General features: G+C 68.0%; 12 protein-coding genes. 5 read left to right on the top strand and 7 right to left on the bottom strand.

Annotated features, from left to right (window positions below):
* Positions 1-264 precede the first annotated feature (264 nt).
* The gene (locus BM252_RS09690) at positions 265-1,371 is read right to left on the bottom strand and encodes a PepSY-associated TM helix domain-containing protein (protein ID WP_174900472.1); all 1,107 of its coding nucleotides are present in this window, start codon (positions 1,369-1,371) and stop codon (positions 265-267) included.
* Positions 1,358-3,400 (bottom strand): TonB-dependent receptor, encoded by a 2,043-nt coding sequence (locus BM252_RS09695; protein ID WP_093386875.1) that lies wholly within the window; start codon positions 3,398-3,400, stop codon positions 1,358-1,360. Before BM252_RS09695 ends, BM252_RS09690 begins: the two co-directional genes overlap by 14 nt.
* 153 nt (positions 3,401-3,553) lie before the next feature.
* Here BM252_RS09695 and BM252_RS09700 point away from each other — a divergent pair, with 153 nt between their 5' ends.
* The gene (locus BM252_RS09700) at positions 3,554-4,525 is read left to right on the top strand and encodes a helix-turn-helix transcriptional regulator (protein WP_174900473.1); all 972 of its coding nucleotides are present in this window, start codon (positions 3,554-3,556) and stop codon (positions 4,523-4,525) included.
* A 51-nt stretch (positions 4,526-4,576) separates the two neighbouring features.
* Positions 4,577-6,520 carry an AI-2E family transporter gene (locus tag BM252_RS09705; protein ID WP_093386880.1) on the top strand — a complete coding sequence of 648 codons (1,944 nt, stop codon included), beginning with the start codon at positions 4,577-4,579 and terminating at the stop codon, positions 6,518-6,520.
* Between the two features lie 47 nt (positions 6,521-6,567).
* Here the strand turns inward: BM252_RS09705 and BM252_RS09710 are convergent, their stop codons facing one another.
* The 5 genes from BM252_RS09710 to BM252_RS09730 all read right to left on the bottom strand — a co-directional run bounded on the left by BM252_RS09710 (position 6,568) and on the right by BM252_RS09730 (position 12,525).
* Positions 6,568-7,254 (bottom strand): energy transducer TonB, encoded by a 687-nt coding sequence (locus BM252_RS09710; protein WP_217429893.1) that lies wholly within the window; start codon positions 7,252-7,254, stop codon positions 6,568-6,570.
* An 11-nt stretch (positions 7,255-7,265) separates the two neighbouring features.
* Complete coding sequence (locus BM252_RS09715; protein ID WP_093386885.1) at positions 7,266-8,480, bottom strand: methanobactin export MATE transporter MbnM; 1,215 nt, start codon at positions 8,478-8,480, stop codon at positions 7,266-7,268.
* Positions 8,477-9,394: an MbnP family copper-binding protein gene (locus tag BM252_RS09720; protein ID WP_093386888.1), complete on the bottom strand. Its 918-nt coding sequence runs from the start codon at positions 9,392-9,394 to the stop codon at positions 8,477-8,479. Before BM252_RS09720 ends, BM252_RS09715 begins: the two co-directional genes overlap by 4 nt.
* A gap of 60 nt (positions 9,395-9,454) precedes the next feature.
* Positions 9,455-11,824: a TonB-dependent siderophore receptor gene (locus tag BM252_RS09725; protein ID WP_217429894.1), complete on the bottom strand. Its 2,370-nt coding sequence runs from the start codon at positions 11,822-11,824 to the stop codon at positions 9,455-9,457.
* Positions 11,825-12,132: 308 nt separating this feature from the next.
* On the bottom strand, positions 12,133-12,525 hold the full coding sequence (locus BM252_RS09730) for a DUF2946 domain-containing protein (protein ID WP_093386890.1): 393 nt from the start codon (positions 12,523-12,525) through the stop codon (positions 12,133-12,135).
* 254 nt (positions 12,526-12,779) lie between these two features.
* Between BM252_RS09730 and BM252_RS09735 the strand changes: the two genes are divergently transcribed.
* From BM252_RS09735 to BM252_RS09745, 3 genes are all read left to right on the top strand, one after another.
* Positions 12,780-13,364, top strand: coding sequence for a LysE family translocator (locus BM252_RS09735; protein ID WP_093386893.1), 585 nt, complete (start codon positions 12,780-12,782; stop codon positions 13,362-13,364).
* Between the two features lie 9 nt (positions 13,365-13,373).
* Positions 13,374-14,840 (top strand): aminotransferase-like domain-containing protein, encoded by a 1,467-nt coding sequence (locus tag BM252_RS09740; RefSeq protein WP_093386895.1) that lies wholly within the window; start codon positions 13,374-13,376, stop codon positions 14,838-14,840.
* Positions 14,841-15,456: 616 nt separating this feature from the next.
* Entirely contained in the window at positions 15,457-15,990 is a 534-nt protein-coding gene (locus BM252_RS09745) for a hypothetical protein (RefSeq protein ID WP_139236382.1), read from the top strand.
* Positions 15,991-16,003 lie beyond the last annotated feature (13 nt).

Consider the following 16,003-nt stretch of genomic DNA (forward strand, 5'->3'; position numbering starts at 1 on the left):
GTTTATGCAAAAGGAAGCGATTGTATGCCTTCCGCGCCGCCACGGACAGAACTGAATCCAAATATCCATATGCCGAAAACGCGCCCGGCGGCAGCGCGCAAGGCCTAGTGTAGTGTTGCGTTCTTGGGGGCGCATATAAAAATGATGCATTTGCCCGCCAGGCTAGGCGCCAACCGGAGTGATAGCGGGCTATCGCGAGGATTGGCAACGACGCATGGCGGGCAAAGGCGCATTTTTATGCGTCAACAAGGACGCAGCACTACACTAGTTGCGCCGGCGGCGCCGGCCCAGCGCCAGCCCGGTGAAGAGGAACGCCAGGGGCAGCAGTCCGGCGACGAAGGCGAGGGCCTGCCCCGCCACGCCGAGCACCTTGCCGCCATGCAGAGACTCGAACACCCGCGGCAGGCGCGCCGCCAGCCCGCCCTCGTCGCTGCGGCGCTCGCGTTGCACCGCGCCGGAATAGGCGTCGACGAACAGCTCGACCTCCTTGCCGGCGCCCTGCCCGTCCGGCACGACGAGGCCGATGCGGAACACGCCGCCCGGCACGAAGGGCGACATGATCAGACGGGTGTCGGCGGCCGGATAGCGGGCATGCGCCGCGCTCCAGGCCTGCCGCAGACTGATCTGGCGGCGCCCTTGCGCGGGCGCCGAGCGATAGCCGTAGGCCGGATCGAGCAGCGTTTCGAATTGCAGCGCGATGCCGCTGGCCAGCAGGATGGCCAGCACCAGCGCGCTGAGCGCGCCCAGGCGCCGATGCAGCCGCGCCGGCGGATGGTCGACGACGGCCGACGGCGCCTTGTGGCGCAGCGCGCGGCGCCGGTTGACGATGTTCGCGAGGCCGCTGGCCAGCAACAGCAGCAGGAAGCCGGCCGAGACCATCTGCAGCAGTTTGCCGATCGCGCCCAGCGTCAGGCTGGTGTGCAGCGCATAGAACAGGCCGATCAGGTCGTGGCGCTGGAACGACCAGCCGCCGTAGGGCATCACGCTCAACTCGGCGCCGCTGGCCGGATGCATGCGCGCCAGCCAGTAGCGGTTTTCGCTCGGGATCAGGGGGTCCGGCGTCGGCCAGAAACCGGTGACCAGGCGCCCCGCCTGGTCGATGCGGGTCAGGCCGAGCCCCTGCACATCGGGATGGCGCCGTTGCAGGGCGTCGGCCATCTCGACCAGCGGCTTGCGCGCCGCCGGCGCGACCGTCAGCTCCGGATTCAGCCAGTCGTCCAGCGGGTCCGCCAGCACCAGCAGGCTGCCGCTCAGCCCCTGGACGATGAAGAAGGCGGCGAACACATAGGCCAGCCAGCGGTGCAGGCGGCGCGAGCGCGGCTGGGCCGCCGCCCGGCGCGGCGCCGCCACGGCGGTATCAGAACGAGACATGAAGGCGACTGCCCAGAATGCGGCCGCGACCGACCTGCGCCAACACGCCGTAGGGCGCGCCGGCGTCGAAGGCGTACACCGCATAGGCCTTGTCGGCCAGGTTGTCGCCGTAGACGTCCAGCGTTACCGTCTGGTTGATGCGCCAGGTGACGCCGGCGTCGACCAGCGTATAGGCCTGCTGGCTGATGCTGTTGGCTTCGTTGAAGTTGGTCTTGCCCACATGGCTCAGGCCGATGCGCGGCGTCAGCCTTCCCGCGCCGCCGGCCAGTGCGATGTCATACTCGGCGCCCAGGTTGAGCGTCAGCGGCGGCGCGTATGGCACCGTCTTGCCGGTCAGGTCGGCGCCGCCGCCGGTCGGGTCGGCGTACTTGGCAAACGCCGAGTCGTTGAGCGCCAGCGCCGTCTTGAGGCGGAGCCGGTCGGTCGGCCGCCACTTGAGGTTGAGGTTGGCCCCCTTGGTCTCCACCTCGCCGACGTTTTGCAGGTACTGCCCCTGCACCGGCCCCACCGACAACTGGTAGCCGCTGGTGCGCACGACATACAGCGCGGCGCTCACTTCCAGGCGCCGGTCCGGCGTGGCGCTCTTGACGCCCAGCTCGAGGTTGCGCGAGGTTTGCGGCTCGTAGCTGAAGGCGATGTTTTGCGGCGTCACGGCACGGGTGAAGCCGCCCGCCTTGAAACCGCTGCTGTACAAGGCGTAGACGCCGGTCTGCGGCGCCAACTGGTAGCGCAGTCCCAACTTGGAGGAGTTGGCGCCGAAGGTCTTTTCGCGCCGCAGCGCCGCGCCGGCGACACGGGTGTCCGCGCTGGCGCGCTCGCGCTCGACGCGCAGGCCGGGCGTCACGTCGAGCTGGTCGCTGACATGCCAAACCAGCTCGCCGAAGACCGCCCGCGAGCGGATGTTCTGCCGCGAGGACAAGGCGGCCGGCGGCATCTCGCGGCGGAAGTCGAGGTCTTGATAATACACGCCGGCGACATAGTCGAGCCCCCGGCCCGCCGGTGTCGAGGCCAGCCGCACCTCCTGGCTGAAGGTGGTTTGCTGCTCCGGCGTGTAGCTGCCGAAGATGGTGCGGTCGAGCTTGCGGTCCTGGCGGCCGCTCAAGGAGCTCAGGACGGCGCCGCCGACGTCCCAGGCGGCGTGCAGCCCGAGGCTGTCGCTACGCAGGCGGTAGTGCGAGGGCGCCGGCAGCGCCTGGCGGCGGCCCAGGTCGGGCCCCATGACGTAGTACTCCTCGTCCGAGCTGGTGCTGGCGCGGGCGGCGCTCAGCATGATATCCAGCGGGCCGCCGGACGGCGCGAAGCGCAGGCGCAGGCGGCTGCTCTCGTCGTCGCCGTCGCCGAGGCGGGCGCCGTTCAACATATTGCGCATCTCGCCGCGCTCGCGCCGGACGCCGGCGGCCAGGTCGAGGTAGAGCGCGTCGCGCACCAGCGGCAGGTTGGCCTGGACTTGGGCGTTGTGGCCGAGCCGGTCGACGCCGACGGCGGCGTCGAAGCCGGCCGGCTGCCGCGGCCGGCGCGTGACGACGTTGATGATGCCGCCCACCGCGCCACGGCCGTACAGGGTGCCTTGCGGGCCGTACAGGATCTCCACCTGTTCCAGCGCCTGCGGCAGCAGCTGGGCGAACAAGGCCTGGTCTTGCGGCAGGCCGTCCACGTACAGTTGGGCGGTCGGATTGTAGAAATCGACGGAGGACTGGCCGCGTATCGTCACGTTCGAATACGCCCGGCTCGAGCGCTGGCGGATTTGCAGGTCGGCGAAGATGCGGTCGAGCTGGTTGATGCTCAACAGTCCCCGGCGCTCCAGCTCCTCGGCGCCGACCGTGTCGACGGTGCCGGCCACCTCGTCCGCCGCCTGCGCGCGCTTGGTGGCGCTGACGGTGATGACCGGCAGCGGCGCGGCGCCCCCGTCGGCGCCGGCCAGGTCGGCGCCGCGCGCCGCGCCGGTGAGCAGCGCGAGCGCCGCCAGCGACGCCAGAGACGCCGGCGCAAGCCGGGGCGCCAAGGCGCGCGAATGTGAGATGAACCGCATATGATTTCCCTCTGAGCATTTTTAAAGTACAGAAGGTAAGGCAGCGGCATCGGCGAAAAGAAAAGAATCGGATGACAAACGATACGATCAGATAAAATAATGAGAATCATTCGTATTCACAACCTGCCCGAAGCGCACTGGAGCGCACCCGCCATGACCCTCGCAGCAAGCAAGCCCGCCATCCGGCGGCTGGACATTACCCACCACGCGCGCCGGGGCAAGGAGTTGACCGGCGCGGTCTGGAGCGATGCCGAGGCGCCCGTGCGCATCGGCACGATCGACAAGGTCAGCGAGCACGACATCCACATGCCGTCCGCCGCCGCGCCGCCGCACCTGTCGCTGGTGCTGCTATTGGAGGGGAAGGGACACTTCCTGATGGGCGAAGACGGCGCGCCGTGCGAGTTCCGCGCCGGCCATTGCTTCCTGAGCTGCTCCTGGGAGGCCTTCGACTGCCAGGATTTCGTCCCCGCCCACACCCGCTTCAAGGCGGTCACCCTGCGCTACCCGCTGGCCTGGCGCCACGCCGTCGGCCCGGCGGTGCCGGCCCCGCATCAAGGCTGCGACGTGTATCGGCATCCGCGCGCCAACGCTTGGCTGGCGCGCATGGCGCTGCCGCCCGCGCTCGACGCCTTCGCGCGGGCGCTGTGCCAACAGGGCCTGCCGCAGACCCCGCTGGCCATGCTGGAAGTCCAGGCGGCGGCGCTGCAGGCGCTGCATGCGGTGGTGACACGCCTGCACGGCGCGACGGCGGCGCCGCCCGCCGCCGCCCGGGCCGACGTGGGGGACATGGCGGTCAGCGGGCGCGACCGGCGCCGTCTGATGGCGGCGCGCCAGCACATCGACGGGCATCTCGCCAGCCGCTTGCAACTCGCCGCCGTGGCCGCCGCCGCCAACATGAACGAAACCGCGCTCAAGCAAGGGTTCAGCCGCCTGTTCGGTGTCACCGTGCACGCCTACATCGTGCAGAGCCGCAGCCGCCTGGCCAGCGAACTGCTGCGCGATTCGGCGCTGCCGGTGGGGGAGATCGCCTTGCGCTGCGGCTTTTCCGGCGCCAGCCACCTGGCCCGCCATTTCAAGTCGATGTTCAACACCACGCCCCTGCAATATCGCCACGGCTGCAAATGAGCGGCAACTGCATGGAAAATGGCGTACCCGCCGAGAGGCCAAGGCGGGCGCATGCTGCTACTATCCGTGCAACGCCGAACGCCCGCTTACAAGGAATTTGAATTGTCGATCGAACCGAAAACCCACCTCGTCTCCGCCGGCGTGTCCGGCATCGTCGGTGCCGCCACCGTGCTGGCCCTGCTGTACTTCGGCCGCGACGTGCTGATCCCGATCACCCTGGCGATCATCCTCAGCCTGCTGGTGGCGCCATGGGTGCAGCGGCTGCGCCATATCGGACTGGGGCCGACCGCCTCGGTCGGCGTGGCCGTGCTGACGCTGGCGCTGGCGCTGGGCGCAGTCGGCTTCGCCATCGGCCTGCAGGTGGTGCGCATCGGCGCCAGCCTGCCGCAATACACCGACACCATCCGCAGCAAGGTGGCGGCGGTGGAGCAGCTGGCCTCGGGCAGGCTGGGCAGGTTCAACAGCGAGGCCGGCCGCCTGGTCGAGCAATGGGCCGACGGCCCGGCGCCCGGCGCCGCCACCCTGCCGCGCGCGGCGGCGGACGGCGGGCCGGTGCCGGTGGAGATCCACGAGGCGCCGCTCAAGCCGCTGCAACTGCTGCTGCGCATCGCCTCGTCGATCTGGCCGCCGCTGGAGACCGCCGGCATCGTGCTGGTGGTGCTGGTGTTCGTGCTGCTCGAGCACGAGGCGCTGCGCGACCGCTTCATCCGCCTGGCCGGCGGCGACGACCTGCGCGCCACCACCGTCGCCGTCAACGACGCCGGCCAGCGCCTGTCGCGCTTCTTCGTCTCGCAGTTCGCCGTCAACGTCGGCACCGGCGGCCTGGTCTGGCTGGGACTGAGCCTGCTCGGCCTGTCGCAGGCGCTGCTGTGGGGCGCGATGACGGCCACGCTGCGCTTCATCCCCTACATCGGCGTGCCGATCGCCGCCTGCTGCGCCACCCTGCTGGCGGCCGCCGTGGCGCCGGGCTGGTCGCTGGCGCTGATGACCTTGCTGCTGTTCCTGTGCATCGAGGTGGTCGTCGCGCAGATGGTCGAGCCCAAGCTGTACGGCCACACCACCGGGCTGTCGCCGCTGTCGGTGGTGATCGCGGCGATCTTCTGGAGCTGGATCTGGGGCCCGGTCGGGCTGGTGCTGTCGACCCCGCTGACCCTGTGCCTGGTGGTGGCCGGCCGCTACGTGCGTGCGCTCAACATGTTCGAGATCCTGCTCGGCGAGATGCCGGCGCTGACGCTGCCGCAGAATTTCTACCAGCGCGCCCTGTCCGGCGACAGCCAGGAGATCATCGCCAGCGCGCGCCGCATCCTGGCGCGCAAAACGTTCGCCGCCTATTGCGACGCGGTGCTGGCGCCGGCCCTGCACCTGGCCCGCGCCGACCTCGACGCCAAGACCATCAGCAAGGGCGAGCAGCTCAAGGTGGCCAGCGCGATCGCCGCCGTCATCGAGGCGCTGGGCGAGAAGCCGAGATGGTGGCGCCGCTACGGCCGCACCTCGATGCTGGAGGACCTGAACATCGGCCGCGAGCTGCGCCACCGCCGCGAGGCGCTGCTGGGCGAGAACCAGGGCGCGCTGGACGTGCCGGCCGGCACCATCGTGCTGTGCATCGGCGCCGGCTCGGTCGGCGACGAGCTGGCCGCCGAGATCCTGGTGCGCATCCTGCGCCTGCAGGGCATCGACGGCCGCCACATCGCGCTCGACGAGTTCGACGGCACGCCGCCGGACGATTTCAACCCGGCCGTGCTGGCCCTGTACTGCCTGGTCAGCATCGAGCCGGCCAAGGAGCAGAGCCAGATCGCCGCCGCGCTGGCCGCGCTGGCCGGCTTCCTGCCCGACGCCGAGCCGCTCGCCCTGCTCATCGCCAGCCCCTTCGAGCAACTGGTGCTGCAGGACAGCGACGCCGGCGGCGGCCGCGCCGTGGCGCGCTCGTTCGAGGCGGCGGCGCAGGCCTGCCAGCGCATCCTGCGCGGCAAGCGGCCGCTGCCGCCAAAGACCTAGCGTTTCATTTCGCCCGCCGCCGGGTCCAGGCGGCGCGGGCGCCCCGCTCAAGCTTCGCGCAGGGAGAAATTGAACGGCTGCAGCGCGACCGCGCCAACCGGTTGGCCGTCGCGCGTCGCCGGCAGGCAGCGCCAGGTGCGCACCGCGCTGATCGCCGCCTCGTCAAGCCGGCGGTGGCCGCTCGAACTGTGCACGCTGGCCTGGGTGACTTGGCCGCTCGCGTCCAGCGCCACCCGCAGCACCACCACGCCACTTTCGCGCTGCAGGCGCGACTCGGCGGGGTAGCGCGGCGCCGGCCTTTCCGGACAGGCGAGCGCCAGCTCCACGCCGAGCGCCAGCGGCGCCGCAGGCAGCGCCGTCTGCACCGCCTGGGCTGCGCCGTCGCCCGGCTGCGCGGGCGGCGCGGGCGGCGCGGGCTGCAAAACGGCGCTGGCGACTGCCGGCGCAAACTGCGGCGCCGGCTGGGGCGGCGGCTGGGGCGGCGATAGCAGCGCCGCCGCGGCCGGCATGGATGGCGACGGCAGCAGCGCCGCCGGCTTCGAGCGCAGCGGCGGCGCCGCCGCCCGGCGCGGTGCGGATGCCGGCGCCGGCGCGGCGATCAGGCTGACCATGGTGGCCGGCGCCGGCGCCGGCTTGGCCGGCCCGCCATAGCGCCAGGCGGCCGACAGCATGGCCAGATGGACGGCCAGCACCAGCAACAGGCCCGGCAGCTTTCCGACGGCGCTGCGTCGCAAGCCCCGCGCGCTCATTTGCCATGGGGATCGGCATAGCGCGGATCGTTCAGGAAGCCGGCATCGCTCAGCGTTTTGAGGAAGGCGAGCAACTCCGACTGCTCCCGCGCGCTCAGGGCGATATTGCCGATCAACTCGCTCTTGAGCGGATTGCGCCGCCCGTCGCCGGCATTGCTGCCGTGGCGTATCCGGCGGCCGCCGGCGGCGTAGGTGGCGACCACCTGTTGCAGCGTGGCGATGGAACCGTCGTGCATATAGGGAGCGGTCTGCGCCACGTTGCGCAGGCTGGGCGCGCGGAACTTGCCCATGTCCTCGGGCCGGCCGGAATTGTCGATCAGGCCGGGGCTGGCGGCCGGATAGCCGCCCTTGCCGTCGATGTTGTACAGGCCGGTGTTGTGGAACGGCGTCTCGATCACGCGCGTGCGGGCGTGCAACACCTGGTCGTTGAAATTGAAGCCGCCATGGCAGTGGAAGCACTCGGCCCGCTCGCCGAAGAACAGGTTCTTGCCGCGCAGTTCCTTGCGCGTCAGCGTCGCTTCGCCGCGCTGGTAGCGGTCGAACTTGGCGTTGCCGGAGACCAGCGCGCGCTGGAAGCTGGCGATCGCCTTGACGATGTTGTCCATGTTGACCGGCGCCGGCTCCTGCGGGAACGCGCTGGCGAAGCGCCGACTGTAGGCCTCGCTGGCGGAAAAGCGCTGCAGCACGGTCGCCTTGTTGCGGTCGTTCAAGCCCATTTCAATCGGGGCGTCGCCGAACAAGGGCACCAGCATTTGCCGTTCCAGCGTCGTCAACGCCGGGTTGGCCCAGGTGTAGCTGGCGTGCCAGGCGGCGTTGGCCAGGTGCTGCGCACTGCGGGCGGTCAACTCCCCGGTCGCGCCGGGGCTCAGCTTGCGGCCGTCGGTGAAGGCGAGGCGCTGCTGGTGGCAGGAGGCGCAGCTGATCTTGCCGTTGCCCGACAGCTGCTTGTCGTAGAACAGATAGCGTCCCAGCTCGAATTTCGCCATCGACATCGGATTGTCCGCCGGCACCTTGGGCACGGGGAAATCGCGCGGCAAGCGCCACACCCAGTCGGCGGCGCCGTCCTGCGCTGGCGCGGCGCCGTCGGGCGCGGGCGCCGGCCGCGCGGCGGCAGGCTGGACGCCGGGCTCCTGCTGCGCCCCGGCCGGCGGCGCCAGCAGGAGCAGGCCGGCCAGCGCCAGGCCGGCGCCGCGTAGCGTCGCGGCGGTCATTTCGCCACCCTGCGGAAGGCCGCCGGCAGGGCCTGGTCGGCGGCCGACTGGCCGGCGCCGCCACGGCCCTCGCCCGGCCGCAAGGGCAAGCCGAGTTGGCGGAACACGGGGCCGCATTCGGGGTCGGCCGGCCAGCTCATGCAGCCGGCCGCGCCGCCCTCGTCCCTGCCGATGTCGGAGTATTCGAGCAGGCGCGCGAGGTCGAGCAGCACCAGGTCGCGCGCCTGCTCGAAGCGCTCGAAGCGCACCGTCCGGCGGTTCGGATTGCCGCACTTGACGGTGTCGTTGTCGGTAGGGTTGCCGACGCAGGCGGTCGAGCCGAGATGGATGGTCCAGACCTTGGTGGTGTCGTTCTTCCGTTTGACGCCGCCCTCGGGCAGCAGCTCCAGCTTAATGAACTTGCGCCCGGCCTGCCAGCTCCAGCCCATGGCGGCGATGTCAAGCGGCGCCGGCGCCGTTTCGCTATTGCTGTGGTTGAGCGGGACGGCGGCGCCGGCCGGTCCCGGCGCCGAGACGGGCACGCCGAGGTCGAAGGCCAGGCCGACGAAATCGCCGGCCGCCACCTTGCCACGCACGGCGGTGTTGACGGCGGCGGTGCCCTCGCAGGTCGCCGCGCCGTCCTCGAAGTCGAGCAGCGCCACGTTCAGGTACTGCCACTCGTTCTGCTCCAGTTGCAGCGGCGCCTCGGCGCCGTCGCGCGCCAGCAGGCGCACATTGTGCACGTACAGGCGGGCGTCGCGCAGGCGCGCCGGCGTGGCCGCCACGCCCAACCGCACCGCCGGCCCGGCGCAGTGGACGGCGCTCTCCCCCGCCCGCATGGCAAAGCCGATTTCCACGTCCCGCAACGGGCCCCCGTCGACCGCCCAGGCATTGCATCCGCACATCAACAAGATGCTGGCATAAAGATTCTTCATACATTTCCCTTTCAAACACTCGTGAGTAGGCCCGGCCTGCGGCCGGGCCAGCCATGTCGCTTAGTAGCTGGCGCGCAGGTTCAACATGAAGCTGCGCGGTTCGCCGTAGAAGTTGTAGATGTTCGGCGTGCCGACGGAGGCGTAGTATTTCCTGTCGAGCAGGTTGTTCACCACCAGGTTGAGCGAGTAGGTCTTGTCGACCCGGTAGGCGATGCTGCCGTTGAACACCGCGTAGCCGGTGTTGAGCAACTGGCCGCGCCAGCCGCGCGAGCTCTGCGCCGCGCCCACCGCGATCACGCCGCCGCCGACGCTGAAGCCGGCCAGGCCGCTGGCGGCGTCGAAGCGATAGGTGGACCAGAGCTTGAACTGCTCCTTCGGCGTCTGGATCGAGTAGCTCAGCCCCTCGTTGGCGCGGTCCTTCATGTAGCGCGTGCTCAGGCGCGTGTAGCCGGCCACCACGTCGAGGCCCTTGAACGGCTGGCCGGCGACCTCGAGCTCCCAGCCTCGGCTTTCGACCTCGCCCGCGTTCAGAAAGAAATTGGAAGTGGGATAGGCCGGATCGGCGTAGGCGCGGTTCTGGTCGCGTAGATTGAACACGGCCAGCGAGGCGGCCAGCCCGCCGTCGAAGAAGTCGCCCTTGCCGCCGACCTCGTACTGGCGCCCGGTGCGCGGATCGAGCACGCCGCCGTCGGCCTTCGCCTGGGTCTGCGGCACGAAGATGTCGGCGTAGCTGCCGTACAAGGTGACGTTCTTCGACAACGCATACAGCAGGCCGCCGTAGGGGGTGAAGCGATTGTCGGCCTTGGCGCCGTCCTTCCACGGTGTCTGCGCCGAGGGCGCGATGGCGCGCGTCCTGGCCTTGAAGGTGCTGCTGCGGCCGCCCAACACCAGCGTCAGCGGATCGGCCAGGCTGAGGCGCAACTGCGAGTAGAGCCCGCTTTGCCGCGTGTCGCTCTCGCTGCCCGAGGTGTAGGCGATGGCCGGCTCCGTGACGGCGCCGAGCTCGCCAAACACCACGTTGTTGACGTTCGGCCCGTTGCCCGAGCTGCCGGCGCTGTTGTAGACCTCCGAATTGGCGCCGAACATCAGATTGTGCTTGCGCCCGAACCAGGTGAACGGGCCGTTCGCGCTGGCGTCGACGCCGTCGCGCAGGTAGTCGTAATCGCCCTGGAAGCTGCGGTAGCTCACCAAGTGGTTGCTCGGATTCACCCCGGTCGAGGTGAAGGCGTACTTGTAGAACTGGCTCTGCCGGCGATGGTTGACGCTCGCCTTGGCCACCCACTGGTTGTCGAAGCGGTGCTCGACGCTGGCCGCCGTTTCCTGCGTGCGGTAGGCCATGCGGCCCCAGTCGGGCGTGTTGAAGGTCGAACGGGCGACGTCGAGCAAGGGATACACGCCGGCGTCGGGATTGCCGAGGTTCAGGTAGGCGGGCAAGCCGGACCAGGGCGCCTTGACCTTCTGCTCCTGCGCCGCGAACGACAGCGCGAAGGTGGTGCGCGGACTCGGCGCGTACTCCAGCGCGGCCAAGCCCAGCCATTTCCGGCTACGCGTGTGGTCGTAGAAGTATCCGCGCTGCTCGTCGGACAGCACCAGGCGGCCGCGCAGGGTCTTGTCGGCGTTCAAGGGGCCGGTGACGTCGCCCTCCAGGCGGTACAGGTCCGAGCTGCCGGCGCTGGCGCCCCAGGCCAGCGCATACGCGTCCTTGGGACGCTTCTTGACCAGGTTGACCACGCCGCCTGGCTCGCCGACGCCGCGCAGCAGGCCGGCCGGGCCGCGCAACACCTCGACGCGCTCGTACAGCGGCAGGTCGAACTGGTGCGACGGGGTCATGCCGTTGTAGGAGGTGACGCCGTCGTACATCACCCCCATGCCGTAGCCGCGCGCGGAGTACTGGTTGTTGGTGGTGTCGTTGGCGATGACGTTGATGCCGGTGACCTGCTGCATCGCCTCGCCGACAGTGGCCATGCCCTGGTCGTCCATCTGCTTGCGGCTCACCACCGACACCGATTGCGGGATCTCGCGCGCGGCCAGGGCGACCTTGCCGGCGACGCCGAGCTTGCCCGGCTTGTAGCCGGGCTCGACGACATCGAGCACGTCGATGGTCGGCAATTGGACCAGCCCGCCGTTGGCGCCGGCGCTGATCTGCACCGCCTTCTCGGCGGCGAACGTCGCGTGCAAGCCACTGCCGGCCAAGGCCTTGTCGAGCGCCTCGGCCAGGCCGTACTCGCCCCGCACGCCGGGGCTGGGCATGCCCTTGAGGCTGGCCTCGGTGTAGAAAAACTGCGCGCCGGTCTGCTGGGCAAGCGCGGCGAGCACCTGGCTCAAGGGCTGGGCGGGAATGTCGAAGCGCTGGCTTGCGGCCTGGGCTGGAACGAAGGCGGCGGCGAGCGCCAGACAAATGGCCGCCATGGTTTGATTCGGATACTGCATGAGAACTCCTCTGATTGACTGTTTTCTGTTGCCACCGGCGCGGCAAGGCAAGGACGGTCGAGGCCGGCCGGGCGCGCGCGATGGCGGCGAGCAGCACGTATCGGCTGTCGCGGTGAAAGATTCGGGTGCTTGTGTGACATTCCCTGTCGCGCGCGCCAAGGCGACACGCGGCAACGCTGCAACGCGGGCGGGCACGGCGGCGCGCGGCCGGCCGCCCGCCATGCTTCAACAGCGGATCGGCTAGACGCCGATGCGCGGCAAACGCCGCTTGCTCACGCGCCTCGCACGAGGCGGCACGCAGGGGGAAATCAGAGGAGGGATGGCGGCGCGCGCGATTGCGCGGCGGCCCACACGGCCAAGGGGCGCGGGGATTGATAGAACAGCGATGGCATCGTGGCGCAGGACACGGCTTGCGGCAAGAGCAGATTCCAGGAGGGCAAAATGCCGGGCGAGCCGGCGTGGACTGAACAGTACGGGCAGTGTTCGAGTTGCAGCGATTTCTTTGTCAGCGGCGGCAAGGACTGGGCCCCCTCGTCGCCGAGCTTGACGAACTTCATGCCGTCCACCGTACAGATTTCCATCCACACTTCGCCTTTGGCTGCCGCGACGGCATGCGAGAAGGATGGCGCAAGCGAAGACAGCAGGATGGCGAAGCACGCTAACCATGCGGTGATTTTACTTCTGACAAACTTGCTTTGCATGCACACATTTTAGCACCAGGACTTGCCTTCTAGCAAATCGCGCGGCGGCCGGCCGGGCATCCAGTCCGGCTCGCGCCCATCGGGGCAGCGATAGGCCAGGCCGGCAGCGGCGCCAGCGGATGATCCAGCGCTGGTGGCAACTGTAGCTGTCGATCGACTGATACAGCATGGCTCTGTCACCTTGGCCTTGTGCCTTGTCGGCGCCGCGCCGCGCTCCTAGACTGGTAGCGTTTCCACACTGCGAACTGCATACCATGACCGAACTCCTGCCCTTGATGAGCTATTGCTTTGTAATGTCGGCCACACCCGGGCCGAACAACGTCATGCTCGCCACCACCGGCGCCAATTTTGGTGGTCGCGGCGCGCTGCCGGCCATTCTGGGCATCCAGACCGGCATGTTCGTGCAAACCATGCTCATGTGCGTGGGGCTGGGAAGCGTCTTTACGGCCTACCCGTTGACGCAGCAGGTGTTGCGTATCGCCGGATCGCTGTATCTGGTGTTTTTGGCTTGGAAGCTCAGCGGGGCCTCGGTGGGCGGGGCGCAGGCCCCCAAGGCGGTGTCGTTCGCCCAGGCGGCGATATTTCAAGCGCTCAACCCGAAGAGCTGGGTGAAGGCCGTTACGGTGGCATCGGTGTTCATGCCTGCCGGGCACAATCCGCTCGCCGCTGCGCTGCTGGTGGCGCTGATCGGCACCCTAGTGGGCATGCCTTGCAATGTCATGTGGGCCTTGTTTGGCGTCTCGATTCGCCACCTGCTGAAGGACCCGCGCAAGCAGCGCGTGTTCAATTTGACCATGGGTGCAATCTTGCTCGTCCTGGCGGTAATGTTTTTGCGCTAGACTCTCGCCATGTTCGACATCGACCGCTCCTCCCCCATCGCCCTCTCCAAGCAGATCGAGGCGAAACTGCGCCACATGGTCGAGAGCCGGGCCCTGCCCGGCGGCGCCAAACTGTTGTCGATACGCCAACTCGCCACCCAGTTGGCGGTCAGCACCAATACCGTGGTGGTGGCCTATGACAGGCTGGTCGCGGCCGGCGTCATCGATTCCCATGGCACGGCGGGTTTTTTTGTGCGCACCACGAGCGACGCCGGCAGGTCGATTCCCGATGAGGTCGCACTGGAAGCGGGCACGGAGCAAGAGCCGGTCTGGTTGGCGCAGCAGGCGAACGATCAGCGCGCCGGTGTATTGCAGGCCAGCAGTGGCGCCTTGCCGCCGACCTGGCTGCAGGACGCGGTGCCGGCCGCCGCCGTGCAAAGGGCCTTGGCGCGCAGCGCCGCAGGCATGGCCTCGCGCTGTCCGCCGCAGGGGCTGCCGGAGTTGCGCGAGCACATCGCGCTGCTGTTGCGCGGCATCGGCGCCGCCTTCGACGCCGGCCACATCCTCACCACCTTCGGCGGCACCCACGCCATCGACTTGATTTGCCGTAGTTTTTTGCAGCCCGGCGACACCGTGCTGGTGGAAGACCCCGGCTATTTTCTGATGTTCGGCCGCTTGCGCCAGGACGGCATACGTTTGGTGCCGATCAAGCGCCGGCCCGACGGCCTCGATCTGGACGAATTGGAGGCCGCCTGCCGCGAGCACCGTCCCCGCCTGCTGTTCGTGCAAACGGCCCTGCACAACCCCACGGGATGGAGCAGCAGCGCCGCCAATTTGCACAAGGTTTTGATCTTGGCGCAGCAGTATGGTTTCCTGATCGCCGAGGACGACGTGCATGGCCATTTCCAGCAAGGCCACTGTACCCGGCTGGCATCGCTGGCCGGGCTCGACGGGGTGATTTACTACTCCAGCTTTTGCAAGGTGCTGAGCCCGGCCCTGCGGATGGGCTATCTCGCCGCCGCCCCCGCCCTGCTCAAGGTGCTGATGCGCACCAAGATCCATTCCATCATGACGCTGCCGGCGCTGAACGAATATGTGCTGCTGGAAGTACTCAGGGCCGGCAACTTGCGCAAACATCTAGACCGCATGCAACGCAAGATCATGGCGGCGCGCAACGTCAGCACGCGCCAGTTGAGCGCGGCGGGCGTGCTGTTCGAGCAGCCTGGCGACGCCGGCATTTTCTTGTGGGGCACCATGCCGGAAGGACTGGACGTCGACTTGTTGGTGCAGGACGCCTACCGCAACAAGATCCTGCTGATGCGCGGCGCCGCCTTCTCGGCGAACGACACGCCCGACCAGCACATCCGTTTCAATGTCGCCTTTAGCCAGGAGCCGCGCCTGAGCAACTACCTGCAGGAGCGCCTGCAGGCCGTGGCGGGGGCGCGCTCGAGTTTGGCGCGGGCCAGCGCCACGGCCGGCGTGGATGGCCAGCGCTAATCCACCTCGTGGCCGCGAACGCTGGGCGGCCCTGGCGCATGCGCTGCCCGCTCGCATCATGGCGAGTCGGGCTACGTTAAAGAATACTGCAGCCAGGGTTTGAAAGCACCCTTCTTTTATTTCGACCACCGGATGGATAGCGGGAGCGAATAATAATCAGATCAATTCGTTCATTGGAATATAAAGTAAATACATGTGCCGTCAATTACGCCTGGGAGTTTTCTGGCGGCCGCAAAAATCTCCGCCAGACTTGGCATAGTGGCATACTCATTGGGCCTGCAACTGATATTTCCAGTACGGAATATCATATAGACAAACTCAACATTAATTCGCGGAAATTTTATTTCTCGTAATTAATTCAATTTTATTTCACGAAACATCTTCTAGCCAAGGTCCCGGCCCAGCCAAACAAAGCCGATCCGCCATATATGTCAAGAAATATTTTCACTCAGGAATCGACTGTCGTTGAATATCAACAGCATAAAATACCTGTTGTCGTATTAATAAATATTACTTAATATTCTCTGGCGTCGCGTCGATCCCGGCATGGGGGCCGAAAGTGCTGGAATCAAACATCTGTTAAACATCTGTTTGTTACTCACACTAAGGAATAGCTATGGATAATCACGACAAAGGGCAGCCCACGCGGGAAGACGATATCGACAGGCGGCGCAAGTTTTTGCGCTCGCTAGGCTTCGCCGGCATGCTTGCCGCCGGGGCGGTGCAGATGGTCCCAGCGGTAGCCCAGCCGCCTTCAGACATGCGCATCGAACTGCGTCCGGACATCAAGATGGACGCCAAGCTCGCCACCCTCAACCGGGCCACCCTGGCCCAGCTTAAGCTCACCAAACGCCTTGCTCCGACGGTCAATATCGAGCATATGGGCCTGACCCCCGAGGCGATCGCCGAACTCAGCCCGGCGGCAAAAACGCTGACGAAACTGGACCTGGTGCAGCTCGGCAATGGCAAGCTGACCGCTGCGACGCGCGGCCTGACGGTGAAGGACATCGGCTCGATCCGCAAGGCCTTCGGCACCGGCTACGCGCCCGGCAAGGCTGGCAACCTGGCCATCGATGTGTCCTGCTGCTGCTGCACCCCGTGTTGCTGCGCCGTCGCGGTGAATGCCCCGGTGCTGCTGCGGGCGGCCTAGGCGTTTTTCCCGG

The sequence above is a fragment of the Rugamonas rubra genome (genome assembly GCF_900114705.1).
Lineage (GTDB): Bacteria > Pseudomonadota > Gammaproteobacteria > Burkholderiales > Burkholderiaceae_D > Rugamonas > Rugamonas rubra.

Excerpts from the sequence above, each read along its gene's own strand:
- BM252_RS09690 (WP_174900472.1), bottom strand. The coding sequence starts at position 1,371 with ATGTCTCGTTCTGATACCGCCGTGGCGGCGCCGCGCCGGGCGGCGGCC.
- BM252_RS09695 (WP_093386875.1), bottom strand. The coding sequence starts at position 3,400 with ATGCGGTTCATCTCACATTCGCGCGCCTTGGCGCCCCGGCTTGCGCCG.
- BM252_RS09700 (WP_174900473.1), top strand. The coding sequence starts at position 3,554 with ATGACCCTCGCAGCAAGCAAGCCCGCCATCCGGCGGCTGGACATTACC.
- BM252_RS09705 (WP_093386880.1), top strand. The coding sequence starts at position 4,577 with ATGCTGCTACTATCCGTGCAACGCCGAACGCCCGCTTACAAGGAATTT.
- BM252_RS09715 (WP_093386885.1), bottom strand. The coding sequence starts at position 8,480 with ATGACCGCCGCGACGCTACGCGGCGCCGGCCTGGCGCTGGCCGGCCTG.
- BM252_RS09720 (WP_093386888.1), bottom strand. The coding sequence starts at position 9,394 with ATGAAGAATCTTTATGCCAGCATCTTGTTGATGTGCGGATGCAATGCC.
- BM252_RS09725 (WP_217429894.1), bottom strand. The coding sequence starts at position 11,824 with ATGCAGTATCCGAATCAAACCATGGCGGCCATTTGTCTGGCGCTCGCC.
- BM252_RS09730 (WP_093386890.1), bottom strand. The coding sequence starts at position 12,525 with ATGCAAAGCAAGTTTGTCAGAAGTAAAATCACCGCATGGTTAGCGTGC.
- BM252_RS09735 (WP_093386893.1), top strand. The coding sequence starts at position 12,780 with ATGACCGAACTCCTGCCCTTGATGAGCTATTGCTTTGTAATGTCGGCC.
- BM252_RS09740 (WP_093386895.1), top strand. The coding sequence starts at position 13,374 with ATGTTCGACATCGACCGCTCCTCCCCCATCGCCCTCTCCAAGCAGATC.
- BM252_RS09745 (WP_139236382.1), top strand. The coding sequence starts at position 15,457 with ATGGATAATCACGACAAAGGGCAGCCCACGCGGGAAGACGATATCGAC.